Origin of the sequence: Pseudoalteromonas sp. Angola-4 (genome assembly GCF_028599265.1) — a bacterium.
Lineage (GTDB): Bacteria > Pseudomonadota > Gammaproteobacteria > Enterobacterales > Alteromonadaceae > Pseudoalteromonas > Pseudoalteromonas atlantica.
Window position 1 is genome coordinate 1 of the sequence record NZ_JAQREK010000020.1, and the last position, 23,947, is coordinate 23,947.

A 23,947-nucleotide genomic window follows, 5' to 3' on the forward strand; every position below is an offset into this window, starting at 1 on the left:
CGTTTTGCACAAGCGCCGTGGTTTCAACTTGGTTTGTGCCATCACTGAGGATCACCGTCACAGTTTGGCCGTCTTCCACATCAGTCACAGTACCACGCACGACCATGGCGGCGCTTTCGCCGTTGCCGTTAATAACGCCATCGGCTGTTTTATCAATGCTTGTGGTAATGGCGGCAGTGTTATCGAGCTCAACGCTATCTTGTGCGCTTACAGGGTTGCCCGCGATATCAGATACACTTGCAGTGGCGGTTAATGTGCCGTCGTTTAAGCTACTTGCATCAATAGGAGTTGTTACATATTCACCATTGATCACGGTTGCAGTTGTAGTCACCGCAGGGTTAACGCCATCGCTTATTGTTACAGTAACTATTTGGCCATCTTCTATATCTTCTACAGTACCGCGTACAACAATGGCTGCACTTTCGCCGCTGCCGTTAATAACACCGTCGGCTGTTTCATCAATGTTGGTTGTAATGTCTGCTAATTTGTCTATTTCAACGGTGTCTCTTGCTGTGGCTTCATTGCCAGCTAAATCAGAGACGTCGGCTCTTGCCACAATATCGCCATCGTTTAAAGAGCTTGCATCTATAGGAGCTGTTACATATTCACCATTTTGTACAATTGCTTGCACAGCTATACCTGGGTTTACACCATCCCTAAGGGTGATAGTTACAACTTGGCCATCTTCAATGCCACTCACGGTGCCACGCACTACAATTTCTTGATTTTCGTTACTGCCATTAATAACCGAATCAGCTGTTTTATCAATGCTAGTTGTGATTGCTGCAGTTGTGTCTATTTCAACATTATCTTGGGCACTAATAGGGTTACCGGCTGCATCAGCAACCTCTGCTGTGGCGATCATAGTGCCATCATTTAAGCCTGTTGCGTCCATTGGTTCAGTAACATATTGACCATTTTGAACTACAGCCTGAGTAATTACCGGAGGGTTAATACCGTCGCTCAACGTTACAGTAACTATTTGGCCATCTTCAACATCTTCTACAGTACCGCGTACAACCACACCTGCATTTTCTGCTGTATTAACATTATCGCGAAGATCGTCGTCTTGCCCGTTAATCACTCCATCATCTGTTTTATCTATTGATGCAGTTATTAATGCGCTGTTATCTATTTCAAAAGAATCTTCTGCAACTGCGGTATTTCCAGCTGTATCAAGCACACTTGCTGATACCGAAATATCGCCATCATTAAGTGCAGAAATATCCACACCTGAAAGCGCGTAATTACCATTTTCAACAATTGCGGTAACAACCACTTCATTGCCTAATGAGTCTGTAAATATAATGGTAACTTCTTGGCCATCTTCAACACCATTTACTATGCCGCTAAGCGAAATATCGGTGTTTTCAGCGCTGCCATTTATAACGCCATCTTCAGTTTTATCAATATTAAGTGTTAGCGTGCTTTGTGTGTCTTTTGAAAAAGTAACCTCTTGAGTGGCCTCATTTCCAGCTGCATCAAAAATACTTATTTGCGCTGAGATTTCGCCATCAGCTAAAGATTCAATATCACCGCTAATTTGCCAATTCCCATCAGCATCAACTTCAGCTGTTACTACTACTTGCTGATTATTACTATCCGTAAAAGTAACGGTAACTAATTGGCCTGGCTCAATATCTGTAACCGAGCCACTAAGTTGTACATTATTTTGCTCGGCGCTATTAATAACCCCATCAATATCTTGTGCCACTATGCTTGTTGCAACAGAGCTGTCATATTGCGCTTCATCGCTCGCGCTTGCTGGGTTTCCTGAAATATCTTGAGCAGTTGCATTTGCACTAATAGTGCCATCATTTAACGATGAAATATCAACACCGGCTATTTCATAACTGCCATTAACTACGATTGCCGTTAATGTAATTGGAGGGTTAACACCGTCACTCAATACAACAGTCACTGTTTGGCCGTCTTCAATACCAGTTACTACACCTCGTACAGTTACGTTACTCTCTTCTTCGCTATTGATAACGCCATCTTGTGTTGAGTCTATTTCGACGGTGAGCTGTGCTGTTTTATCATGTGAAATAACCTGAGACGCGGTGCTTTCGTTACCTAATAAATCTTGTGCTTGCGCGGTTGCTGTGATCTCTCCATCACTTAACGAAGAAATATCGACTTCTAATTGGTACTGGCCATTTTCAACAACAGCCTCAACACTCACTTCATTGCCATCTATGTCTGTTAAGGTTACTAAGACTGTTTGACCATCTTCAATACCTTCAACTGTTCCGCTTACTTGTACTACGTTTTCTGAGTTATTTATTACGCCATCTTCGGTTTCATTAACGTCTATTGTTATAATGGCCGTAGTATCTTTTGAGAATGATTTTTGAGTTTGCGTGTCATTACCCGCTTCATCAATGGTACTAACTTGTATGGTGTAATTTCCATCCGGTAAATCGGCAAAAGGCTCAGGGCCAACACTCCATTGACCATTAGTGACTGTTGCCTCATACGTTGCTATAGGGTTACCTTGCGCATCAAAAATGGTCACTGTTACCAGCTGTCCATCTTGCACATCTTGCACTTCACCTTCAAAATCAATTGGTTGATTAGTGTTTAAGCCATCCTCAAAATCAATAAAAATATCTGCTTGAGTATCTTTTACTTTAGTTTCACTCGCTGCATCATCTTCGTTACCCCCTACAAGAGAAACCGTTGCAGTCACTTCACCATCATTTAGAGCAGTAATATCAATATTTGTTACAGACCAAACACCATCTTGCACTTCGGTTGTAACAATTATTTCGTTGCCGTCGCTATCACTTAAAACTATTTGTACTAACGAGCCATCGGGTACATTTTCAACAGTACCGGAAAATTCCAAAGCCACAGCATCGTATTTATTAATAAACACACCATCGCCACCGAGCTGACCTACAGTAAAAATAGGGTCGGGTCTAAACTCAATAAAATTAGGATCTTCTTCTTCTGTTGTTTCGGTAGGTGTTGTTTCATAGCCTGACTCAGGAACAAGTTCTTGCCCTTGGCGAGCAATAAGTTGATAGGCCACTTGAGCTTCATTAGCATCACTTGAAGATAAAGATGTAACGCTACTGGTATTGCTGCGGGCGTCAAAGGTACTATTTTGGCTTAAATCCGATACAAGCTGTGAAATAATATCTTGAGGTACAACAAGCTGTTCACTGGCTTCAGAAAAAACTAGCTCGTTCCCCTCTAGCGCAATGTCGCTGCTATTTAAAACAGGCAGGTCGGCAAATTGCTCCGGTATAGAGTCTACCTTGACCCAATCTCCATTATCCATAACAACCCAGACATCACTTAGTAGTTCGACAATAACAACAGCTTTACTTATATTTTCCAAAGTGAATTTCCTAAATAGTTAATGAGAGTAAATAGCGGCTTAGCCAAAAGGTAGCTCTAATCGTTACAAAATCCAGTCAATGATACAAAAAAATAACATTGAGCAGTACCTTTTTACTGGGTTTTATAACATTTAATTTTGAAAGGTAGTTCTTATTTATAATACAATAGCAGCAATGCAATACAAAACAACTAGAAAAATGTAACTGCTATATGTATACAACGTATAAAGGGATGATTTGGATTCAATAAAATTTATTTATTTGTAAATTTATATGTTAGCAATTTTATTGGGAATAAATTAACATCCCTAAAGGTAGTTTCATTTCCAAATTAGTCAAGCAAATGCAAAGTGCACGTTTTATTCCCTTTAGAAAACAAGATATTGTTGATATGTGCAGCGCTGAGCTCACAAACAACTCAGAGCAAACATCGTTTAAACAATTTTGCGATTTATTAGCAAGCCTTATCCATTACGATTACCATTCAACACTTGAGTCGCTCAAAAATAACTACGCGCCCTTTGATCCCAATAGCGATACGCGATCTTTAGCGCCAGTATCAGCTGATCAAAAAGCGCAGTGCCAACGCGAATTTGCTAAAGATTTTGCTAAGGTACTTAATGCAGCTAACTTTGAAGTGATCACCCATCAAGACCTGCAAGATGCACTCAACGAAGAGTCACTATTTAAAGTACGCCTTGAGGTAGAGTTTGACGACTTTGAAGAAGTGGTTTTTTACCGCCGTGGCGAATCACAACTCACTGAAACCATAACCAGCTTTTGGGGCTTGCGTAAAAAGCCCCTGCACTTTACCAATTACGACCGCGTTGCAGTGTTTATTCGCTTTAAAGATAAAGCCTACTTTGAGGCTAAAAATAAAACGCCTTTAGGGTTTGAGCCAAGCTCTACCATAGTTAAGCTGTTTCAAAATGTACCCAAAGCCGACCTTGAAATGCTATTTCCGAATAGCGAAGTACGTATGCGCCCTATAGATAAAGTAATTATTGGCTCATCGGCTTTAGTAGGCGGTGCTGTGGTATTAATCACTAAGCTTGGCGCATCTATTTTATTGTTATTTGCTTTATTTGCTTTTTGGGGTGGCTTTAGGAGTGAGGCCGTAGAAATGACCCAACAACACTTTATTACCTTTGCTATTGGAATGGGAGTTTTTGGCAGCTTTATTTTTAAAGAGTGGAGTAAATTTAAAAACCGTAAAATTAAGTTTATGAAAGCGCTAAGCGATAACCTCTATTTTAAAAACCTAGATAACAATGCTGGTGTTTTTCATACCCTTATAGACGCCGCCGAAGAAGAAGACATAAAAGAAGCCCTGCTTGCCTATACATTTTTACTAAAATCAGAAAGTGGCCTAAGCGCACAAATGCTGGATGAGCAAATAGAGGCGTGGTTTAAAACAAAGTATAAGTGCGAACTCGACTTTGAAATTAGCGATGCGCTTGAAAAACTCACTCGGATGCGTTTAGTAACCTGCACTAACAATTTGTATAGTGCAATAAATTTAGATCATGCAAAAACTATTTTGGATGAGCGCTGGGATAACCTGTTTCAATATAATTAATGTTCAAAGTTTACTTAACAACAAAAAAGCAGCTGAAACTTCAGCTGCTTTTTACGTTGTATTTTGAGCTGCAACTAACTAAGTTGCTTGTTAAATTTTGCATGCACTAATTTATAAAGCGCAGGCAATATTAATAGCGTAAGTAGAGTTGATGAAATAATACCGCCAACTACCACGGTTGCCAGTGGTCTTTGTAGCTCAGCGCCAGTACCTGTATTTAGCGCCATAGGAATAAACCCTAAACTCGCCACTAAAGCCGTCATTAGTACTGGGCGCAGGCGCGAGAGCGCACCGGTTTGTATTGCATCTATTAAACTAAGCCCATCGGCTCTTAATTGTTTAATAAACGACAGCATAACCACACCATTTAATACCGCTACACCACTTAGCGCGATAAACCCCACACCTGCCGATATTGATAACGGCATATCGCGTAGCAGTAACGCAAGCACACCACCACTAAGGGCAAGTGGTACGCCGCTAAATATAATTAACGAATCACGAAGTGAATTAAACGCGCTATAAAGCAGGCCAAATATAAGTAATAAAGTAACCGGTACCACCAGCGATAGCCGCTTACTTGCCGATTCTAGTTGTTCAAACGTGCCGCCGTATTCAATCCAATAACCACTAGGTAAATTAAGCTGCGAATATAAAGCGGCTTGCGCGTCGCTTACAAAGCTTGCTAAATCGCGCCCTTCTACATTTGCAGTTACTACAACATTACGCTTACCGCTTTCGCGGTTGATTTGATTAGGTCCTTTATTAATACTAATATTTGCAACTTCGCCCAGCGGTACAAATGCAAGGTCGGGATTAGCACTTTTTGGCACAGCTACAGGCAAACGCGCAAGCTGTGTTATATCGCTCGACCAACGCTCATCTAAACGCACTAATAACGAAAAGCGTTTATCGCCTTCATAAATTAACCCAGTTTGCACACCACCTATAGCAGCACTTACACTTTGCTGTATATCAGTTACGGTTAAACCTAACAGCGCCATGTGGTCGCGAAGCGGCGTTACCGAAAGCGTTGGCAGGCCTTCCATTTGCTCAAGGCGTACGTCGGTTGCACCAGTAATATTTTGTACCAAGGCTGTGGCTTTTTCACCGAACTGTTTTAATGTTGATAAATCATCGCCATAAATACGCACAGCCACATCGGCGCGCACGCCAGCAATTAGCTCGTTAAAGCGCATTTCTATAGGTTGGGTAAACTCATAGTTGTTACCTGGTACTTCATTGACTAAATGACGAATTTGCTTAACCAGTTCTTCTTTAGGTAAAGCAGGATTTGGCCATTGATCGCGAGGTTTTAACATTAAAAAGGTGTCGGCAACGTTAGGTGGCATAGGATCGTTTGCTACATCGGGAGTACCTATTTTTGAAAATACTTTTGCCACCTCCGGCTTAGCTAAAATGGCTTGCTCTAGCTCTTTTTGCATTTTTACCGATTGCTCAATACCGGTGCCGGTAATGCGCAGCGCATGCATAGCTATATCGCCCTCATCAAGCTGCGGTAAAAATTCAGCCCCCATATTTTTAACTTTAAAGCCAAGTGCAATTACAAGCACACCCGCAATACTAACCATCACCCACGGTAACTTAAGCGATAGACCAAGTAGCGGTTTATAGCCTTTTTTAATACCGCGCATAACTGCATTTTCACTTTCACTCACCTTAGCGCGTACAAATACCGCAATAGCGGCAGGTACAAAGGTAACGGCAAAAATAAGTGCACCCACTAATGCAGCAACAACAGTAAATGCCATTGGCTGAAACATTTTCCCTTCAACCCCGCTTAGTGCAAACAGCGGTAAATACACCAGCATAATAATTAAAATGCCAAATACTGCTGGGCTGAACACTTCTTTAGTGGCGGCGGTTACCACATTTAAACGCTCGTTTAGTGTAAGTAGCCTGCCATGTTTATGCTGCGCAAGGCCAAGTTGCCTTAAACAGTTTTCAACCACAATTACTGCGCCATCAACAATTAAACCAAAATCGATTGCGCCTAAGCTCATTAAGTTACCCGACACTCTATTACCTACCATACCGGTAATGGCAAATAACATACTAAGCGGAATAACCATGGCCGTAATCAATGCGCCAGTTACGTTACCCAGTAGTAGCAGTAAAATAACAACCACCAACACCGCACCTTCAAACAGGTTCGTTTTTACAGTGTCTATGGTTTTATCAACAAGGGTTGTTCTGTCGTACACGGGCTCAACCACTACACCAGCTGGTAAGCTAAGTTGTACATCTTTAAGTTTTTCAGCCATGGCTTTTGCCACTACGCGGCTGTTTTCACCAATGAGCATCATGGCGGTGCCAAGCACGGTTTCTTTACCATTATAAGTAGCGGCGCCGGTTCTGAGCTCTTTGCCTAAACGCACGTTCGCCACATCTTTAATCCTTACGGGTGCATCATCGCGCTTAGCAACTACGGTATTGGCTATATCATCAATGGTTTTTAATTGCCCTGGTGAGCGCACTAAATATTGCCCGTCAAAACGCTCTATAAACCCTGCACCTTGGTTACTATTATTTAATTTAAGTGCCGTAATTACATCACTTAGTGTGAGCTTATAAGCGAGTAGTTTTTCGGGCATGGGCGCTACTTGGTACTGGCGCTCAAAACCTCCTTGGCTGTTTATTTCGGTTACGCCTTTTACTTTTAATAGCTGCGGGCGAATAACCCAATCTTGCAGGGTGCGTAAATCTTCTGCGTTAAATGGCGTACCATCGTCTTTTAATGCACCGTTATTTGCATGCACAGAGTAAGTAAAAATCTCCCCTAGCCCGCTGGCAATTGGCCCTAAGTTTGGTTCAATATTGGCTGGTAAATCTGATCGAATACTTTGAATACGCTCACTAATTTGCTGGCGCGCCCAATAAATATCGGTCCCTTCATTAAAAATAACGGTTACTTGCGAGAGCCCATAACGCGAAATTGAGCGGGTGTAATCAAGCTTAGGAATACCCGCCATTGCAGTTTCAATCAAATATGTAATGCGCTGCTCGGCTTCAAGCGGGGTAAAGCCCGGCGCTTTGGTATTTATTTGCACTTGCACGTTAGTTATATCGGGTACGGCATCAACGGCTAAATTTTGTGTGTTGTATACGCCAAACCCAGCAAATAAAAGTGTGAGCGCAAGCACCATCATGCGGCGCTTAACCGCAAACGAAACTATCCAGTTAATCATGCTACCTCCTAGTGAGAGTGACTTGCGCCGCTTTTTAAAATATCGGCTTTAATTACATAACTATTCTCAGTTACGTACTCACTGTTTGGCGAAAGCCCTTCGAGCACTTCTACCCATTCGCTGTTTTTAGCACCGAGTTTTACTGGGCGTACTTCAAACACATTGCCACTTTTAATAAACACGCTAGGTTTGCCATTAAACTCTTGAACAGCAATCGCTTTAACGCGTACAGCCGCATCTATTTTTGCAGTGCTAATATCACTATTAACATGCATACCAGGTCGCCAATGGCCATCAGGGTTTTTAAGCTCGATTCGCGCACGTGCAATATGCCCGCCACTCATCATTGGGGCTATGTAAAACACCTCACCTTGGGCATTTAAATGATGATGTAAGTCATACACTGTAGCACTTTGCCCTATGGCGAGCTTTTCAATGTTATCGGGAAAGGCCGACAGCTCAACCCATACGGTTTCAAGGTTTACTATTTGCATTAAAGCGCTACTGGCAAGCTCACCGCGCTTTAAATATTGCTCGGTAATAACGCCTGTAATTGGACTTTTTATGGTGTAATTTTGTAGGGTTTCGCGGTTGGTTATGCTGGCGAGCTTATCGCCTTTTTTAACGTTTTGACCAATGCTTACAAAAATATCGTTAACTAAGCCGGTATAAGGTGCCATTACTTCAACGGTGCTCTGCGCAGTGGGTGCTATAACACCAAATAAAGTATCGGTTAGCTCAACGCTACCTGCTTTTGCAATGTCAGTTTTAATACCAGCGCGTTCAATTGCTTTCTCGCTTAGCGTTGTGCGCCCTTCTTCTTGCTCATAATGATAATTTATTTCAGCGCCTTTATAGCGAGCCATTACATCAAGCTTAAAAGAATGCGGCTCGTTTACGCTCACGGTACTTACTAAATAGTCATCTTCAGCTTTAAAGCGAATAAGCTGTGGCTCTTCACTTAAACGCTGCACGTTTATGGTTACCTTTAACTGGTTTATATCAACGGCTTTACCGTTATTAAACCCATATATTCGCAGCTCAGTATTACCGGCAAACTGGATTAATTTAAGCTCTAAATTAAGCGTGTTATTGGTTAGTAAAAAGCCACCATGCGGGCCTTTTTCTTGGTGTTCATCTTCATGGCCTTCTTCGTGACCTTCTGCGTGATGATTAGCCGACGCCATAGCCGTGCTACTTAAAAGTGGGAGTGTAAGTAATTGCGTAATTAATAATGCGATAAGAGTTTTATTCATGATTGATGAGTCTCAATTAAAGGTTGGCCAGTTAAACGCTCAAGGGTAAGGAGTACTTGATATAGCTCGCTATGGGTGTTGATAAGTGCACGTTTAGAATCAAATAAAGCTTGCTGTGCATCGAGTAATTGCAATACCGATATTTGCCCTTGCTGATAGCTTTTTAAACTTTGTTTTATGAGCGTTTGCGCTTGTGGAATAACGCGCTGTGTTAAAAGCTGTGCTTGCGCCGCTTTACCTTGGTAATACGCATAGAGCGTGCGTATTTGCTTACGTAACTGTATACGTAATTGCCCTTGTTGTTCATTAAGTAGCGTAAGCTGATGCTGCGCCGCCTCAATATTACCGCCATTAGCGTTACTTAATTGCAGCGGCATTGAAAACGAAAACACTAACGAGCTGGCATCAGTTTGCTGGTTATATCGCACACCACCACCAAGGGTTAAATCACTTTGACCCGTTGATTTTTGCAGTGCTAAATTAGCCGTTTGTTGCATGTATTGCTGCTGTAGTATTGCAAATTCTGGTGCTGTATTTACCATATCAAGTAACGCTGCCTCACTTTTAATAGCAGCTATTTTTGATAAATCTCCCGCATAGTAATCACTCACTTGCTCCTCTTGCCAAAGCTCATTGAGTGCTAAGCGAGAGCGCTCAAATTCACTTTGTAGCATGGCCGTGTTTAAATCTACTTGGCTTAATGCATAACGCATGCGGGTTACATCAGCACTTGAGACCGCACCGGCTTTAGCGCGTTTTTCAATTGCGTTGAGTGCCTGCTTAACAGTGTTTTTACGCTCACTGTTTAGTGCAATTAACGCCTGAAATTTTAGCACTTGGTAATAACGCTCAGCGGTGGTTGCTAAAAGTGCTAACCGAGTATTTTTATACTCAATTGTTTGCGCTTTTATATTTGCAGTAGCGTAATTAATACGATTTTGGCGTTTATCGCCAAGTTCAATTAACTGGCTTAAAGCCAGCGTGTACTGCGCCCCCGAAAACGCATGAGAGCCATGAGTTCCTAAAAAGTTTTCAGCTTCAAAGCTAAGCTCAGGGTTAGGTGAAAGCGCGGCTTGGCTTTTAAGCGCGGTTAATATTTTTTGATGGTACGGGTAGCGTTTAAGCTGTAAGTTTTGCTGCTCAGTATTTTTAAGCGCTTGCTTTAGCGTTAATACGTTTTGAGGCTCGCTTTTTGCCAAAGCGCTCAGTGTTGGTAATGCACACAGTAGCGCCACCAGCATAAGTAGTTTTTTGTTCATATAGCATATCCGTTTTAACAAACAGAGTTGGCTTAATCACTATGCCTATTTTAAAAACAAGCGCGATTAAGCAACCTAAGTATGTACATAATTAGCCTTGTAGCGCACAGGCGCAGGCAGTTATATACAAAGTGTTTAAAATTAAAAACTAGCTATAAAAATTGGGTGGCGGAACATCTGGTGGGTAATTTAAACCATTGTAACAAGCATTGTTTGTGGCTTGGCTTTGTTCAGGGCTTATTGAATGATTTATCGTACTGTAGTAACCACAGTGGCAATGCTGATGGGCATGAATTTCGGTAGGTGGTTGCGCGTCTTCATCGTTTGTATCGGCCACAGGCTGAATGTGCGAAGCATGATTGACTTCTTCTTGTAAATGATACGCGGCAGCATCACAGCTAATAAAGCTGTGTACAAGCACAAGAAGTATCACGACTAAAAAGTAGTTTGAGCGCATCCATTACCTAATTAAATTTAAAGTAGGTTCCTATTTTACAAACTAGGAACAGCGGCATATTAAACCCGCACGCGTCTTGAGGTCAATAAACAACGCGCAAAACCGTTGATAAAAGTTTACTGCCCTTCGTCTACACAACATTCGTTTTGTAAAAAACCAATTACATCGTCTAAGCGCTGGTACATAGCCACGCAATAAAGCGTGCGCCCTTCGCGCCTTTGGCTAATTAGCCCAGCGTTAACTAAGCCCGATATATGGTGCGAAAGTGTAGAGCCCGCCATGCTTAGCTCTTCTTGTATATTGCCAACACTAATTCCAGTGTGCCCTGCTTTAACTACACGCTTATATATAGTTAAACGCGTAGGATGGCCTAATTCTTTTAATGCTTTTGCAACGTCGATAATTTCCATTACAACCTCGTAATTTCTAAATTATTAGAAATAATAACAATTTGAATCTTTAAATACAGCTTTATTAGCAAGTTACCTTAAAAGTTAAAAAATAAAACATTTAAAAACAAGGGCATAAAAATCATTTCTATATATCTAGAAGTAAAGTATTGACGATATTATTGCTCATCAATATACTTCCATAAAATTCGAAATATAACTTACTTAACGTAAGTTATACCTTGTGTACTTTGGAGTGCGTTATGAGTAATGAAATGCTAGCAATGGCAAAAGAGGCGTTAGGCATGTTTGCCTTTTTAGCTACAGAGTTAACTATTTTATTTATTGTTATTAGTTATTTAGTGGGTGTTTTACAGCTATTTATAACACCCGAAAAAATTCAATCTATTTTAAGTTCAAAAAACGGTAAGGGCTACGTTGTTGCTGCTTTATTGGGGGCTATTACACCATTTTGTTCGTGCTCAACCATTCCGTTTTTAAAAGGATTATTAAGAGCGAGAGCGGGCTTTGGCCCTATGATGGTATTTTTATTTGGCAGCCCGCTACTTAACCCGGTGATCATTGGGTTATTTGTAATTACCTTTGGCTGGCAGGTCGCTTTATTTTACTTTTTAGTGGCTATGGTGGTGTCGGTTGTAGCAGGCTATACCCTTGAAAAGCTAGGCTTTGAAAGGTATGTAAAACCAGAAGCTTACAGCACAGAATCTACTAGTAGCTGCGCAAAACCAAGCTGTAGTGAGCCTAAAGAAGTTGAGCCAAGCTGTGCAACCACAAGCTGCGGCGAACCTAAAGCAATAGAGCCTACTAAAAAAGCGCAGCCTAATCGCTGGGTAAAAGTGTGGCATGCAACCTTTAAAGACTTTAAACAGGTGTTTCCGTACTTAATGCTAGGGGTAGCAATAGGCTCGTTTATTTATGGCTTTATTCCTACCGAGCTAATTGCTAAATATGCGGGCGATGGTATGTGGTATGCCATTCCTATTGCAGCCATTATTGGTATTCCACTTTATATTAGAGCCGAAGCCGTTATTCCGCTAAGTGCCGCATTGGTCAAAAAAGGCATGGCGCTTGGCTCGGTAATGGCATTAATAATTGGCAGCGCGGGCGCAAGCTTAACAGAAGTTATTTTGCTTAAATCAATTTTTAAAAACCAAATGATAGCCGCTTTTTTGTTTGTCATTATTACTATGGCTATTGGTGCAGGCTTTTTATACCAAGCTATTTTTTAAACGCTCATTTTTCTAAACTCAGTGGGTGACACGCCCACTGATTTTTTAAACCGTTTTGAAAAATTAAATATATTAGGGTACCCCACATAAGCGGCAATATGGGCAACCGGCCAGCGGGTATTTAGTAGCAAGTTTTTAGCCCGTTTAATACGTAAGTAAATAAGCTGCTGCATTGGGCTTTTACCAAATTGCGCTTGGCATAACCTATGTAAATGCGGTGCTGAGTAATGTACTTGTTCGCACATAGCCTCTATTGTCCAATCAAACTGCAGGCGCTCTTCTACTTCTAAAAACAAGCTGGTTAATCTGTTGTGTGAGCCTATTTGCGGCTCGCTTTGAAGCGTAGTGTTTAAATAGTGGCTTAAAATAGGCATTACGCCTTCGCGCAAAGTAGCGTTTGCCTCGCTGTATAAAAGCTCCATCGCTAAATGTAATGGCGCTAACTGCTGATTAGTTAATACTTTAGCCTGCGCTAAGTTTAAATGTTGCCAGCGCTTAGTATTTGCAAGGTTTAGCCAAATCACATCCCATTTTTCGCTCGCTATTTTAACCTCAAAACTTTGCCTTGCAGGCAATATAGCTAAGCTATTTTCGGCAAGTGTATATTGGTTATTAATGGTTTTTAGCGAGCCCTGGCCAGCCAAAGTATAAAAAAGAGTGTGTTCAAGCGGGTTAGTACGTGCAACACAATAGTCACCCAATAAATTTGAGCAACCTCCCAGCTCTATTTCAAGGCTTGGCATTTGCGAAAGCGTGTTTAAATCAATAAACCGCTCTGTACACTCTGGGCCAATATCGAGTACATCTACAATGGTGTTGTGCATAATTTAAAATGATAGTTTTGGATAAATAAAAGAGAGCTTTAAGCATAACCGCAACGCATTATTTTAGCTATATTTAAGCCACTATAATTGCCACACATGCAATAGGACACGAATGAACTCACTACAGCACATAATTAACCGCCGCGATTGGGAAAACCCAATTTCGGTGCAAGTTAATCAAGTAAAAGCGCACAGCCCACTTAATGGTTTTAAAAGCGTTGACCATGCCCGTACAAACACGCAATCACAAAAACAAAGTTTAAACGGCCAGTGGGATTTTAAATTATTTGATAAACCCGAAGCGGTTGATGAGTCATTGCTAAGTGAAACACTCGCCAGCGACTGGCAAAGTATTCCAGTGCCTTCTAACTGGCAACTACACGGCTTTGATAAACCAATTTACTGTAATGTTAAATACCCCTTTGCAGTAAACCCGCCATTTGTACCAAGCGATAACCCAACAGGTTGCTACCGCACTGAGTTTACTGTTACGGCGGATCAATTAGCTCAGCGTAACCATATTATTTTTGAAGGCGTAAACTCGGCGTTTCATCTTTGGTGTAACGGTCAATGGGTGGGCTACTCGCAAGATAGCCGCTTACCAAGCGAATTTGATTTAAGCGAGCTGTTAGTTGCAGGTACTAATCGCATTGCGGTTATGGTTATTCGCTGGAGCGATGGCAGTTACCTAGAAGATCAAGACATGTGGTGGCTAAGCGGTATATTCCGCGATGTTAATTTACTTACTAAACCGCAACACCAAATACGTGATGTATTTATAATCCCAGATTTAGACGCCTGCTACCGCGATGCAACTTTACATATAAAAACCGCAATAGATGCGCCAAATAACTACCAAGTAGCCGTACAGGTTTTTGATGGTGAACAAGCACTGTGTGAGCCACACATACAAAGCACTAACAATAAACGCGTTGATGAAAAAGGCGGTTGGAGTGATGTCGTATTTCAAACAATTGATATACAAAACCCTAAAAAGTGGACCGCTGAAACCCCGACCTTATACCGCTGTGTTGTAAGCTTACTAGATGAGCAAGGCAACACTGTAGATGTAGAAGCCTACAACATTGGCTTTAGAAAAGTAGAAATGCTTAACGGGCAGCTTTGCTTAAACGGCAAACCGCTACTTATTCGCGGTGTTAACCGCCACGAACACCACCCAGAAAACGGCCACACGGTGAGTACCACCGACATGATTGAAGATATTAAGCTGATGAAGCAAAATAACTTTAATGCAGTACGCACCGCTCACTACCCTAACCACCCTCGTTTTTACGAGCTGTGTGACGAGCTAGGTTTATACGTAGTAGACGAAGCCAATATAGAAACTCACGGTATGTTTCCTATGGGTAGGCTTGCCAGCGATCCGCAGTGGGCTGGTGCATTTATGTCGCGCTATACGCAAATGGTTGAGCGCGATAAAAACCACGCCTCTATTATTATTTGGTCACTGGGTAACGAATGCGGGCACGGTGCCAACCACGATGCGATGTACGGCTGGTCTAAAAGCTTTGACCCATCGCGCCCAGTGCAATACGAAGGTGGCGGCGCAAATACCACAGCAACCGATATTATTTGCCCTATGTATGCCCGTGTAGATACCCATGTTGCCGACGACGCCGTACCTAAATACTCTATAAAAAAATGGTTAAGCCTACCGGGTGAAACGCGTCCACTTATTTTATGCGAGTACGCCCATGCAATGGGTAACAGCCTAGGTAGCTTTGACGATTACTGGCAAGCATTTAGAGAATACCCGCGTTTGCAAGGCGGCTTTATTTGGGATTGGGTAGACCAAGGTTTATCTAAAACAGATAAAAACGGCAAGCATTATTGGGCTTACGGTGGCGATTTTGGTGATGAGCTAAACGACCGCCAATTTTGTATAAACGGCTTATTATTCCCAGACCGTACACCGCACCCAAGCCTGTTTGAAGCTAAATACAGCCAGCAGCATTTACAATTTACACTGCGTGAGCAAACTCAAAACCAATACACCGTTGATATATTTAGTGATTATGTATTTAGAGCAACCGATAACGAAAAACTGGTTTGGCAGTTAATAGAAAATGGCCAATGTGTAGAGCAAGGCGAGCAGGTTATTAATATTGCTCCGCAAAGCACGCAAACGCTAACGATTAATACAAAAACGGTGTTTAAAGCAGGTGCGCAATATCACCTTAATTTAGATGTTGCACTGATTAACGACTCAAGCTTTGCAAATGCCGAGCATGTATTAAACACCGAGCAATTTAAGCTTATAAATAGCCAAAGTTTAAGCGCTGATGCATTTTCGCCTGCGTTAACAAACGCCTCAACGCCCGGCGCACTAAATATTAGCGAAACCAACACACAGCTAAGCATTGAAGGCGATACCTTTAAACTTGTGTTTAATAGCCAATCAGGCCTTATTGAGCAATGGCTGCACAATCAAACCCAAGTTATTAAAAGCCCATTGGTTGATAATTTTTACCGCGCCCCGCTTGATAACGACATAGGCGTAAGCGAAGTAGACAACCTAGACCCTAACGCATGGGAAGCACGCTGGTTGAGAGCAGGTATTGGGCAGTGGCAGCGTACATGTCGCTCGTTTGAAGTAGTGCAATCAACCTTAGATATACGTATTACCTGTGTATTTAGTTATGAATTTAATGGCGCAGTACAAGCAAAAACAACTTGGCTTTATACACTTAATAATACCGGTGAAATTAACTTAAATATTGATGTACAACTAAACGATACTCTCCCGCCCATGCCACGCATAGGGGTAAGCACAACGCTTAATAAACCAAGCGATACACAAGTAAATTGGCTTGGTTTAGGCCCATTTGAAAACTACCCAGATCGTAAAGCGGCTGCGCGCTTAGGGTATTACAGCGCACAATATAATGAGCTACATACTCCGTATATATTCCCAACCGATAATGGCGTACGTAGTGATTGCCAATTACTAAGCATTAATAATTTAACCGTGACTGGTACGTTTTTATTTGCCGCCAGCGATTACTCACAAAGCATGTTAACGCAAGCAAAGCACACCAATGAGCTAGTAGCTGATGATTGCTTACATGTACATATTGACCATCAACATATGGGTGTTGGCGGCGATGACTCGTGGAGCCCAAGTACCCATAAAGAGTATTTACTAGAGCAAAAGCAATACAACTACTCTTTAAAATTTAGTGCTAAATAAAACAGCGCTTAACCCATACAAAAATAGCGGCTAATTTAGCCGCTATTTTTTAATACCGAATTGTTATTTACTACTACTGAGGCAGCGATTTATTCGCTAACTTTTTAGCAATTACGTTATCAACTGATAAGCTACCTGCCCCTTGTATAGCCAGTGCAGCCGTGGCAACTAACAAAGTAAGTGCGAACTCATAGCCGTTGTTTGCTACAAATAAACCATGACTAATGTGCACGCTAAATATCGCAATCAGCATAGTAAACGCCGTAACTACAGCTGCTGGGCGCGTTAATAAACCAATAGCTAAGGCAATACCGCCAAAAAATTCAGCGCTGCCTGCCATCATTGCAAGCCAGTAGCCAGGCTCAAGGCCAATGCTTGCCATCCACTGTCCTGTGCCTTCAAGGCCGTAGCCGCCAAACCAAGCAAATAATTTTTGTGCACCGTGCGCTGCTAAAATTAAACCAACGGGTACACGTAAAATAAGTGCTGCCATGCCTGCTTTAGAGCTTAATAATGAGTGTAAGTATTTCATAGTGTGATCCTGTTTTATTGTTAATAAGGCTAGTAACCAATGAGTACAGTTTACTATCATCATTTAAAACAATTAATACGAATATTATTGCCAAATTATCAACATGGTGTTTTTAATTACTTAACTAAGTTGCGGCTATTTTGTACTTAGCGGGCATAAACACCTCAGGAGCTAGTTTAATAGCGCACTTTTAAGCGCTATTAAACAGTAAACTAATAGCTAAATAGTCCGGCTCTGCTAGTATAAAAAAAGTAGTAAAAATTGGATCCGCTTATGAGCTATAAAGGTAATAGATTGACGTTTTTCCCACCTAAAAATAAGGGGGCGTTCTTTTTTGTTTTCATTACTTTGCTCGCGTTATTTATTACTTTTGATTCTCATGCTGCCGATACATGTAAAATAAAGCACTTAAACTCACCCACACCTGCCTCTGTGCTAAAGGTAAATACTCCTTCTGAACTCACTGCTCAACGCGGTGTTAATCAATACCAAATAAGTTGCTCTGTTAAAAACGGTGGCGTACTAAGCTTTTTACGCCCGGGGTTAGATAGCTTTACTTGGCAGCAAAACAACACTGTAAAAGCGCCCTTAAAAACAGGGCAAGTAGCCTACTTAATGGACTCGGGGGCTTTTACAGCCACAATAACATTAGAATCAAAGCTTAATTACACACCGCGGTTTAAATGGCAGCCAACTCATATTTATTTTAAAAAAGCACAGCAACATTCGCTGATTATGGGCTCATTTTATGGGTTGTGCATTACACTTATTTTTTATGTATTAATAATGGGACATAGACTTAACGAAAGTGTATTTAAGCTCTACAGCATTTACATTTTTTGTATTGGCAGCTTTATTTTACTCCAAGAAGGGCAACTGTATTTATTTGTAACGCAGCATGTATCTGGCGTTATTTTTAACTTATACCTACTTAGCATTGGCTTAACCGTACTAAGTGCCACGTGGTTTATGCTTGCGTTACTCGAGACTAATAAACGCTGGCCTAAATTAACTAAGCTGCTCAAAACATTGGCCTGTACTGTAATGCTATGCGCGGTACTTAAAATGCTCGTTACCGACCTGTTATTTTGGACAATAGCAGGGCATATAATGGCTTATTCTTCGCTGTTTATTGTGGCTGTTATTTTTACTTTAGCAGCAATACAAGCCCTCAAAGGTGTACGCGAGGCAACACTCGTATTTGTAGCGCTTAGCTTTGTATTAGTAAGTATGATTTTTAGGGTGCTGCTTATTAACCAAAGCCCGTTTATGCAGCGTTATGGGTTTGTGTTAGCGTTTGCGGTTGAATCATTTTTATTAGCTGTTGCGGTTTCAAGGCGTATAAGCCGAATGCGAATTGCACAAAAGCGCGCCGAAACCGAAGCAGACTACGACCCCCTTTGTGGTATTTTAAACCGCAGGGGCTGGGCTAAAAAATCATCCGCGCTTATCAATATGCACGCCAAAAAAGGCGGCGTATTATGCTTGATGTATATAGATTTAGACGACTTTAAACAAATAAACGACAGCTACGGGCATGCTGTAGGCGATGACGCTTTATGCAACGTTGCCCGTTGCTTAAAAAGCAGTGTTCGCAGCAGCGATGCTGTAGGGCGCTTAGGCGGTGATGAATTTGTCGTACTTGCACATTTTTATACTAATGCGCAGGTAAATCCTAAAACTCATCATTTAAAAACCGCCTTAAATAGGCTCACAATAAATCACAACAACGACCCTATAGCCATTAAAGCCAGTATGGGTACTACCGTATTTAGTGAACCGCCCCACTCTATTGATGAAATTTTAAAAGCGGGCGACACCGCCATGTACCACGAAAAAATACAACGAAAGGTTAAACCGCTCACGTTAGTAGATGGCTAAATTTAAGCAATACTGCTTATTGCTATTAAACCGTAGCCGGCTTGGCAAATCGTTTACGGTTTACATAGTGGCTCATAATAATGGTAAATAAAGTTGAGCACACTGCAGCCGCTGCATATACCTGCCAAATCACAAATTCAAACTTAAGCGCGAGTGCAATCACAGCAAAAAACACACAGCCCCCTAACGAGCCAATAATGCCGCCGTTAAGCACCTTATACGCCGAGTATTTTTTATCACTTGCATGCGCAATACTGCCCATAACCGCCAAAATTACCGGAAAAGTAGAAAGTAACCCGCTCCACATTGACCCTATTTTTGCCGATATAAACGTAACTAACATAATAAAGCAGCTGACCAATAACATTTTTAGCGGCAGCTCCCACGCAGCGGTAAAAGGTTTGGCATCGGGCGCAAATTTTAACTTACTCGATGCCAGCGCAAGCACCAATAAAGTACTAAGCGAGAGCACCGATGCAAAGGCAATATTAACCGGCAATAACAAGGTAAATGCACTAAAAGCGCACCATAGTGTTAATGCCGCAAACAGCGCTTTAACCACCCCATATTTTGCAAGCATGGCAGCATAACAAAAACAAAATAAGCCTATACCGCTCATGCCATACAACGACGCCACAGCCGAGTTACTAGCAAATAACTTACCTTGCTCAAGCGCAATAAAATACGAAATAGGGCCCGATGTAATAGGCAAGCCCGGAATAATACCGCTCACAAAACTGCCAAAGCGTTTTTGAGCAAAGTGAATAAATAATAAAAGTAATGGCGCAATGGTGAGTTTTAACAGCAACATAAATAACTATAAAGTATGAGAGTTGCGCATTAGTCTACGTTTAAAATTCCGCACTGTAGAGTGAATAAATATCACTCATACGGTGTAATTATTTTCATCTATAGGTACAAAAAAGGCCACTACAAAAGTGGCCTATTCTTTAATAAATATTGCTTACGCTTTTTTAAATAAAACCTCAGGGTTTACCATGGTTTTCATTTCAAGCACGTTGCCGTTTGTATCTTCAATAAAAAAGGTTTCTTGTTCAAACTCATCACCAACAAAACGGCGATACGGTTTATCTAGGTATTCAAGCCCCGCATCTTCTATACGTTTTTTTAAACCGTTAAATTCATCTTCAGATAAATGAATACCAAAATGCGGTACCGCCACTGCGCCCATATCTACATCGTGGCGAACAGTGGGTAAGCGCTCTTCGCTTTGGTGTAATGTGAGCTCATTACCCCAAAAGTCTATGTCTACCCAGCGCCCTTCTTCGCTGTTCCCTGTTTTACAGCCAAGCACATCACAGTAAAACGTTTTCGCTACTTTTAAATCGCCAGCGGGTATAGCCAAGTGCAAACAGTTAGACATAAATTACCTTTAATCTTTTAAATTTGTATATTAATAACCTCTATTATACATAAAATATAATTTATGAAACATTAACAGCCACAAATAAGCATAGTTAATACCAACCCAGATTAAAAAGTAGCCTTAATAACATTTAACGCTAACACCCACATTTTATTTATTAGAGATAGTTAGAAAGCGTAAAAGGATTAGTTTAAAATGCGCTGCTATGATTAAATTCTTATTTTTAAAGTTTATAACCTTCTTTTTAGGCTTTGTAGCCTGCTTTGCCATGCACACAACTTTTGCATTGCCCTTAGTTATTTCGGCGGCGCTTACAGGGCTAATTGGCTCGTTTATTCCTTTTCCTGCTCGGTTTAAAAACCATCCCTATGCGGCTATTTACGCAGGTAGTTTTGCCGGTATGTGCTCTACACACTTAATTACAAGTTATTGGGAAATAGCCATAATTTCTGTTATTGGCGCCAGTTTATATGTGCTTACCATAAATATGTTTACCGGATTTGGCGGTAAGCTTGGCAGTGTTGCCTTTGCAAGCGTAGCTTTATTTATGTTGGCCAAAGGAATGGTTTTATGAATTTAGAATACCCGTTTATAGCCTTATTAGGAGCGTTTTTAACGTTTTACTTAGCCAAACATAATCGTTTTGATGGCATACGTGCATCGGCCTCGCTTTCTATTATTGCTTATTTACTATTAAGTGCTTTAAACCTAAACCCCGACTTATACTCAGTCGTGTTTTTTGGCGGCACGTTTATAGGCATGAGCGCCCCACACCGATTTGGTATTTATACCGTGGCCAGCTCATCTATTTTATTTTCGTTTTTATTTGAATATCTAGTACCAAAGCTTGATGGTTATGGCGGTGCCTTAGGTGTGAGTGCATTTTTATCTATCTGTATTTGCCACATGTTTATTTTACTCGGAGCGCCAAGAAGTAAAAAGCCACTTGGCTAAATCACTCGTTTTTAACTTTAACGCTACTGGTTGGGTAGCCAAATAGCACTTTGTATTTAGCTTTTAACCCTTTCGCCGTATAGGTACTTTTTAATAAATGAGCCCACTGATGAAACGTTATTATTAGTGGGTTATTACTATTTATCTGCCCTACTATGCCGTATTTACAGGGCTGATTTTTGTTTTCTTCTACAAATGTGCCAAATAATTTATCCCAAATAATAAGCACTCCGGCAAAGTTTTTATCAAGGTAGCGTTTATTAATTGCATGATGAACCCTGTGGTGCGATGGCGTATTAAATACGCTTTCAAACCAGCCTAACTTAGCCACTATTTGCGTGTGCACAAAAAATTGATACGCCAAATTAAGTGCTACTACACTAAATACGGTTAAAGGGTCAAAGCCTAGTAGTATCATAGGTAGCCAAAATACCCACATGCCGGCTACTGGGTACATTATGCTTTGCCTAAACGCAGTGGTAAAATTCATTTTAGTGGAACTGTGGTGCACCACATGCGCAGCCCACAACCAATGAATATGATGCGACGCACGATGAAACCAATAGTACAAAAAATCTTGCAGTAAAAATGCAAAAGCAACGCTTAATACACTTAGCTTTATATCAAATAAGCGGTACTCGTAAAGCATGTAAAAAAATGGCATAAGTAGCAGCAGTGCCATTGCATCTGCGCCTTGGTGCAACAAGGCTAAAACGGTGTTTGCTAGGCTGTCTTTTATATTGTAATAGCGCTTAAATTTTACAAATTCAAAGCATACAAACACTAAAAAAACAGGGCTTAGGGCAAGTAAAATAATTTCTGAGTTCATACTTTGCCCACCATAAAGTAATGCTGCAGTTTATTTAATGCCTGGGTTATATCTTTACTAATTAAGTGTTTTAGCAAAGCATTTGGCAGCCACCACGGCGCTTTGCAGCGTATACAATAATTAAGCTCGGTAGTGATACTTTTAGCGCCTGTATTAGCAACTAAATAAATATCACCTTGATGGTTTGCCACAGGCTTATTACCTACTATTTGGTAGCAAATGTGGCTGGGGTTAGCCATTATTATACGCTCATTAAACGTGGCATTTGCCATTTTCACTTGCCTAATAGCGCCTTTCCCGCCTTTTAGCTCACCGCTATTTGCTGTTTTTATTAGCTCAAACTTGGCATTAAAAAAGCGATCTAACTGCTGATGCTCCAACAAGGTGGTTATTATTTGCAAAGGATCTGCATTAAGCGTTTGTTTTATTGATATAAAGATCATTGTTTACAGCGAAGATAATTACTCATGTAACTAGCATATAAAAATTGAACATGGCAAGCTTGCTCATACACGACCATTTTTTAGCTTTAGACGACAAATGCATACACTGGCTGATCATTACTTTTCAAGCATTTTAGATTACTTGCAAACCCAAGGTATTGATTCTAATACGGCTCTTAAGGCAATCGGGTTTACTGAATTTAGTCGCCAGCATAGTCAGCAATTAGCACCCCGTATTAGTTTACAAAGTTACAATGCGCTGCTTGTGTATGGCCAAAAAGCGCTAAACGATCCGCTGTTTGGTTTTACTTTAGGTATGCACATTCGCCCCGCAGATTACGGTATATTGGGCTATTTAATAGAATCGAGCGATACCCTAAGTAGCGCTATAAAGGCACTGTTAAATTACGACAGCTTAGTGGCAGATATTGGTAAAGCGCAGTTTTTGCAAACTGCAGACACCGCTACGGTGCGCTGGCATGCTCATCCTCATTGTAATGAACAAGTAGTATTACGAAACATGACTGCGTGGGTAAGCGTTATTCGCCAGTTAATAAACGCATCACTTTGCCCAAGCAGTATCAGCTTTATACATAATTGGCCTAAAAGGCACACGCAACAGTTAGAAGCGTGGTTTAAATGCCCCGTTATAAGCGGCGCAGCGCATAACCAAATAAATTTTCCGAGCAGTTATTTAAACCTTGCCTTTAAAACCGACAACGCCATTGTAAATGCTACATTTAAGCAGCTTTCACAACAGCAGCTATCGCGTTTTAAAAGTCAGCAGTGCCTAACAGAAAAAGTTAAACAGCTACTTATTGCAAAAACAACATTACAAAATTGCCAGCTTATTGCAGTTGCAAGCGCACTAAACGTAACACCGCGCACACTACAGCGACATTTAAAAAAACAACATGTAACCTTTGCGCAATTGCTTGAACAAGAAAGAAAAAACCGCTCCCACACGTTAGTTGGCACGCTCCCACTTAGCGAACTAGCTAACCTGTTAGGCTTTAAAGATCAGAGCTCGTTTAATCGTGCTTTTTTACGATGGCACCATTGCACACCCACACAATTTTTAAAACGTAAATGAACCACAGTGTTATTCACATTAAATAAACATTTATGGTATACCTT

General features: G+C 41.1%; 19 protein-coding genes. 7 read left to right on the forward strand and 12 right to left on the reverse strand.

Going from position 1 to position 23,947, the window contains the following annotated elements; all coding sequences use genetic code 11:
* The coding region (locus PSH48_RS17865; RefSeq protein WP_273612001.1) for a beta strand repeat-containing protein at positions 1 to 3,349 on the reverse strand (3,349 nt) is incomplete at its 3' end.
* A gap of 344 nt (positions 3,350 to 3,693) precedes the next feature.
* On the opposite strand from PSH48_RS17865, the gene PSH48_RS17870 reads away from it, so the two are divergent.
* Positions 3,694 to 4,929 (forward strand): TMEM143 family protein, encoded by a 1,236-nt coding sequence (locus PSH48_RS17870; RefSeq protein ID WP_273612002.1) that lies wholly within the window; start codon positions 3,694 to 3,696, stop codon positions 4,927 to 4,929.
* Positions 4,930 to 5,003: 74 nt separating this feature from the next.
* On the opposite strand, the gene PSH48_RS17875 is transcribed toward PSH48_RS17870, so the two are convergent.
* The 5 genes from PSH48_RS17875 to PSH48_RS17895 form a co-directional block, all read right to left on the reverse strand.
* Entirely contained in the window at positions 5,004 to 8,138 is a 3,135-nt protein-coding gene (locus PSH48_RS17875; protein WP_273612003.1) for an efflux RND transporter permease subunit, read from the reverse strand.
* An 8-nt stretch (positions 8,139 to 8,146) separates the two neighbouring features.
* Positions 8,147 to 9,394, reverse strand: a complete 1,248-nt coding sequence (locus PSH48_RS17880; protein WP_273612004.1) for an efflux RND transporter periplasmic adaptor subunit — start codon at positions 9,392 to 9,394, stop codon at positions 8,147 to 8,149.
* Complete coding sequence (locus PSH48_RS17885) at positions 9,391 to 10,653, reverse strand: TolC family protein (protein WP_273612005.1); 1,263 nt, start codon at positions 10,651 to 10,653, stop codon at positions 9,391 to 9,393. Before PSH48_RS17885 ends, PSH48_RS17880 begins: the two co-directional genes overlap by 4 nt.
* Before the next feature lie 148 nt (positions 10,654 to 10,801).
* The gene (locus tag PSH48_RS17890) at positions 10,802 to 11,110 is read right to left on the reverse strand and encodes a hypothetical protein (RefSeq protein ID WP_096042245.1); all 309 of its coding nucleotides are present in this window, start codon (positions 11,108 to 11,110) and stop codon (positions 10,802 to 10,804) included.
* A 116-nt stretch (positions 11,111 to 11,226) separates the two neighbouring features.
* Positions 11,227 to 11,520, reverse strand: coding sequence for an ArsR/SmtB family transcription factor (locus PSH48_RS17895; RefSeq protein ID WP_024033207.1), 294 nt, complete (start codon positions 11,518 to 11,520; stop codon positions 11,227 to 11,229).
* Between the two features lie 242 nt (positions 11,521 to 11,762).
* Here PSH48_RS17895 and PSH48_RS17900 point away from each other — a divergent pair, with 242 nt between their 5' ends.
* A complete protein-coding gene (locus PSH48_RS17900; protein ID WP_054982782.1) occupies positions 11,763 to 12,749 on the forward strand; it encodes a permease in 987 nt (328 codons plus the stop codon).
* Here PSH48_RS17900 and PSH48_RS17905 read toward each other — a convergent pair.
* On the reverse strand, positions 12,746 to 13,573 hold the full coding sequence (locus tag PSH48_RS17905) for an AraC family transcriptional regulator (RefSeq protein WP_273612006.1): 828 nt from the start codon (positions 13,571 to 13,573) through the stop codon (positions 12,746 to 12,748). The genes PSH48_RS17900 and PSH48_RS17905 overlap by 4 nt on opposite strands.
* Before the next feature lie 112 nt (positions 13,574 to 13,685).
* On the opposite strand from PSH48_RS17905, the gene PSH48_RS17910 reads away from it, so the two are divergent.
* Positions 13,686 to 16,784, forward strand: coding sequence for a beta-galactosidase (locus tag PSH48_RS17910; protein ID WP_273612007.1), 3,099 nt, complete (start codon positions 13,686 to 13,688; stop codon positions 16,782 to 16,784).
* Positions 16,785 to 16,857: 73 nt separating this feature from the next.
* Here the strand turns inward: PSH48_RS17910 and PSH48_RS17915 are convergent, their stop codons facing one another.
* Entirely contained in the window at positions 16,858 to 17,316 is a 459-nt protein-coding gene (locus PSH48_RS17915; protein ID WP_273612008.1) for a DoxX family protein, read from the reverse strand.
* A gap of 273 nt (positions 17,317 to 17,589) precedes the next feature.
* Here PSH48_RS17915 and PSH48_RS17920 point away from each other — a divergent pair, with 273 nt between their 5' ends.
* On the forward strand, positions 17,590 to 19,197 hold the full coding sequence (locus PSH48_RS17920) for a sensor domain-containing diguanylate cyclase (protein WP_273612009.1): 1,608 nt from the start codon (positions 17,590 to 17,592) through the stop codon (positions 19,195 to 19,197).
* Between the two features lie 25 nt (positions 19,198 to 19,222).
* Here the strand turns inward: PSH48_RS17920 and PSH48_RS17925 are convergent, their stop codons facing one another.
* Both PSH48_RS17925 and PSH48_RS17930 read right to left on the reverse strand, forming a co-directional pair.
* Entirely contained in the window at positions 19,223 to 20,008 is a 786-nt protein-coding gene (locus tag PSH48_RS17925; RefSeq protein WP_273612010.1) for a hypothetical protein, read from the reverse strand.
* A gap of 153 nt (positions 20,009 to 20,161) precedes the next feature.
* Positions 20,162 to 20,581, reverse strand: coding sequence for a VOC family protein (locus PSH48_RS17930; RefSeq protein ID WP_273612011.1), 420 nt, complete (start codon positions 20,579 to 20,581; stop codon positions 20,162 to 20,164).
* A gap of 271 nt (positions 20,582 to 20,852) precedes the next feature.
* Here PSH48_RS17930 and PSH48_RS17935 point away from each other — a divergent pair, with 271 nt between their 5' ends.
* Positions 20,853 to 21,158, forward strand: a complete 306-nt coding sequence (locus tag PSH48_RS17935) for a hypothetical protein (RefSeq protein ID WP_036963831.1) — start codon at positions 20,853 to 20,855, stop codon at positions 21,156 to 21,158.
* Positions 21,155 to 21,538, forward strand: a complete 384-nt coding sequence (locus PSH48_RS17940; RefSeq protein WP_004586056.1) for a hypothetical protein — start codon at positions 21,155 to 21,157, stop codon at positions 21,536 to 21,538. Before PSH48_RS17935 ends, PSH48_RS17940 begins: the two co-directional genes overlap by 4 nt.
* Before the next feature lies 1 nt (position 21,539).
* Here PSH48_RS17940 and PSH48_RS17945 read toward each other — a convergent pair whose 3' ends face one another.
* Both PSH48_RS17945 and PSH48_RS17950 read right to left on the reverse strand, forming a co-directional pair.
* Entirely contained in the window at positions 21,540 to 22,367 is an 828-nt protein-coding gene (locus tag PSH48_RS17945) for a sterol desaturase family protein (RefSeq protein ID WP_273612012.1), read from the reverse strand.
* Positions 22,364 to 22,810, reverse strand: coding sequence for an SRPBCC family protein (locus PSH48_RS17950; RefSeq protein WP_273612013.1), 447 nt, complete (start codon positions 22,808 to 22,810; stop codon positions 22,364 to 22,366). Before PSH48_RS17950 ends, PSH48_RS17945 begins: the two co-directional genes overlap by 4 nt.
* 97 nt (positions 22,811 to 22,907) lie before the next feature.
* Between PSH48_RS17950 and PSH48_RS17955 the strand changes: the two genes are divergently transcribed.
* Positions 22,908 to 23,903: an AraC family transcriptional regulator gene (locus tag PSH48_RS17955; RefSeq protein ID WP_273612014.1), complete on the forward strand. Its 996-nt coding sequence runs from the start codon at positions 22,908 to 22,910 to the stop codon at positions 23,901 to 23,903.
* The last annotated feature ends 44 nt before the right edge of the window (positions 23,904 to 23,947 follow it).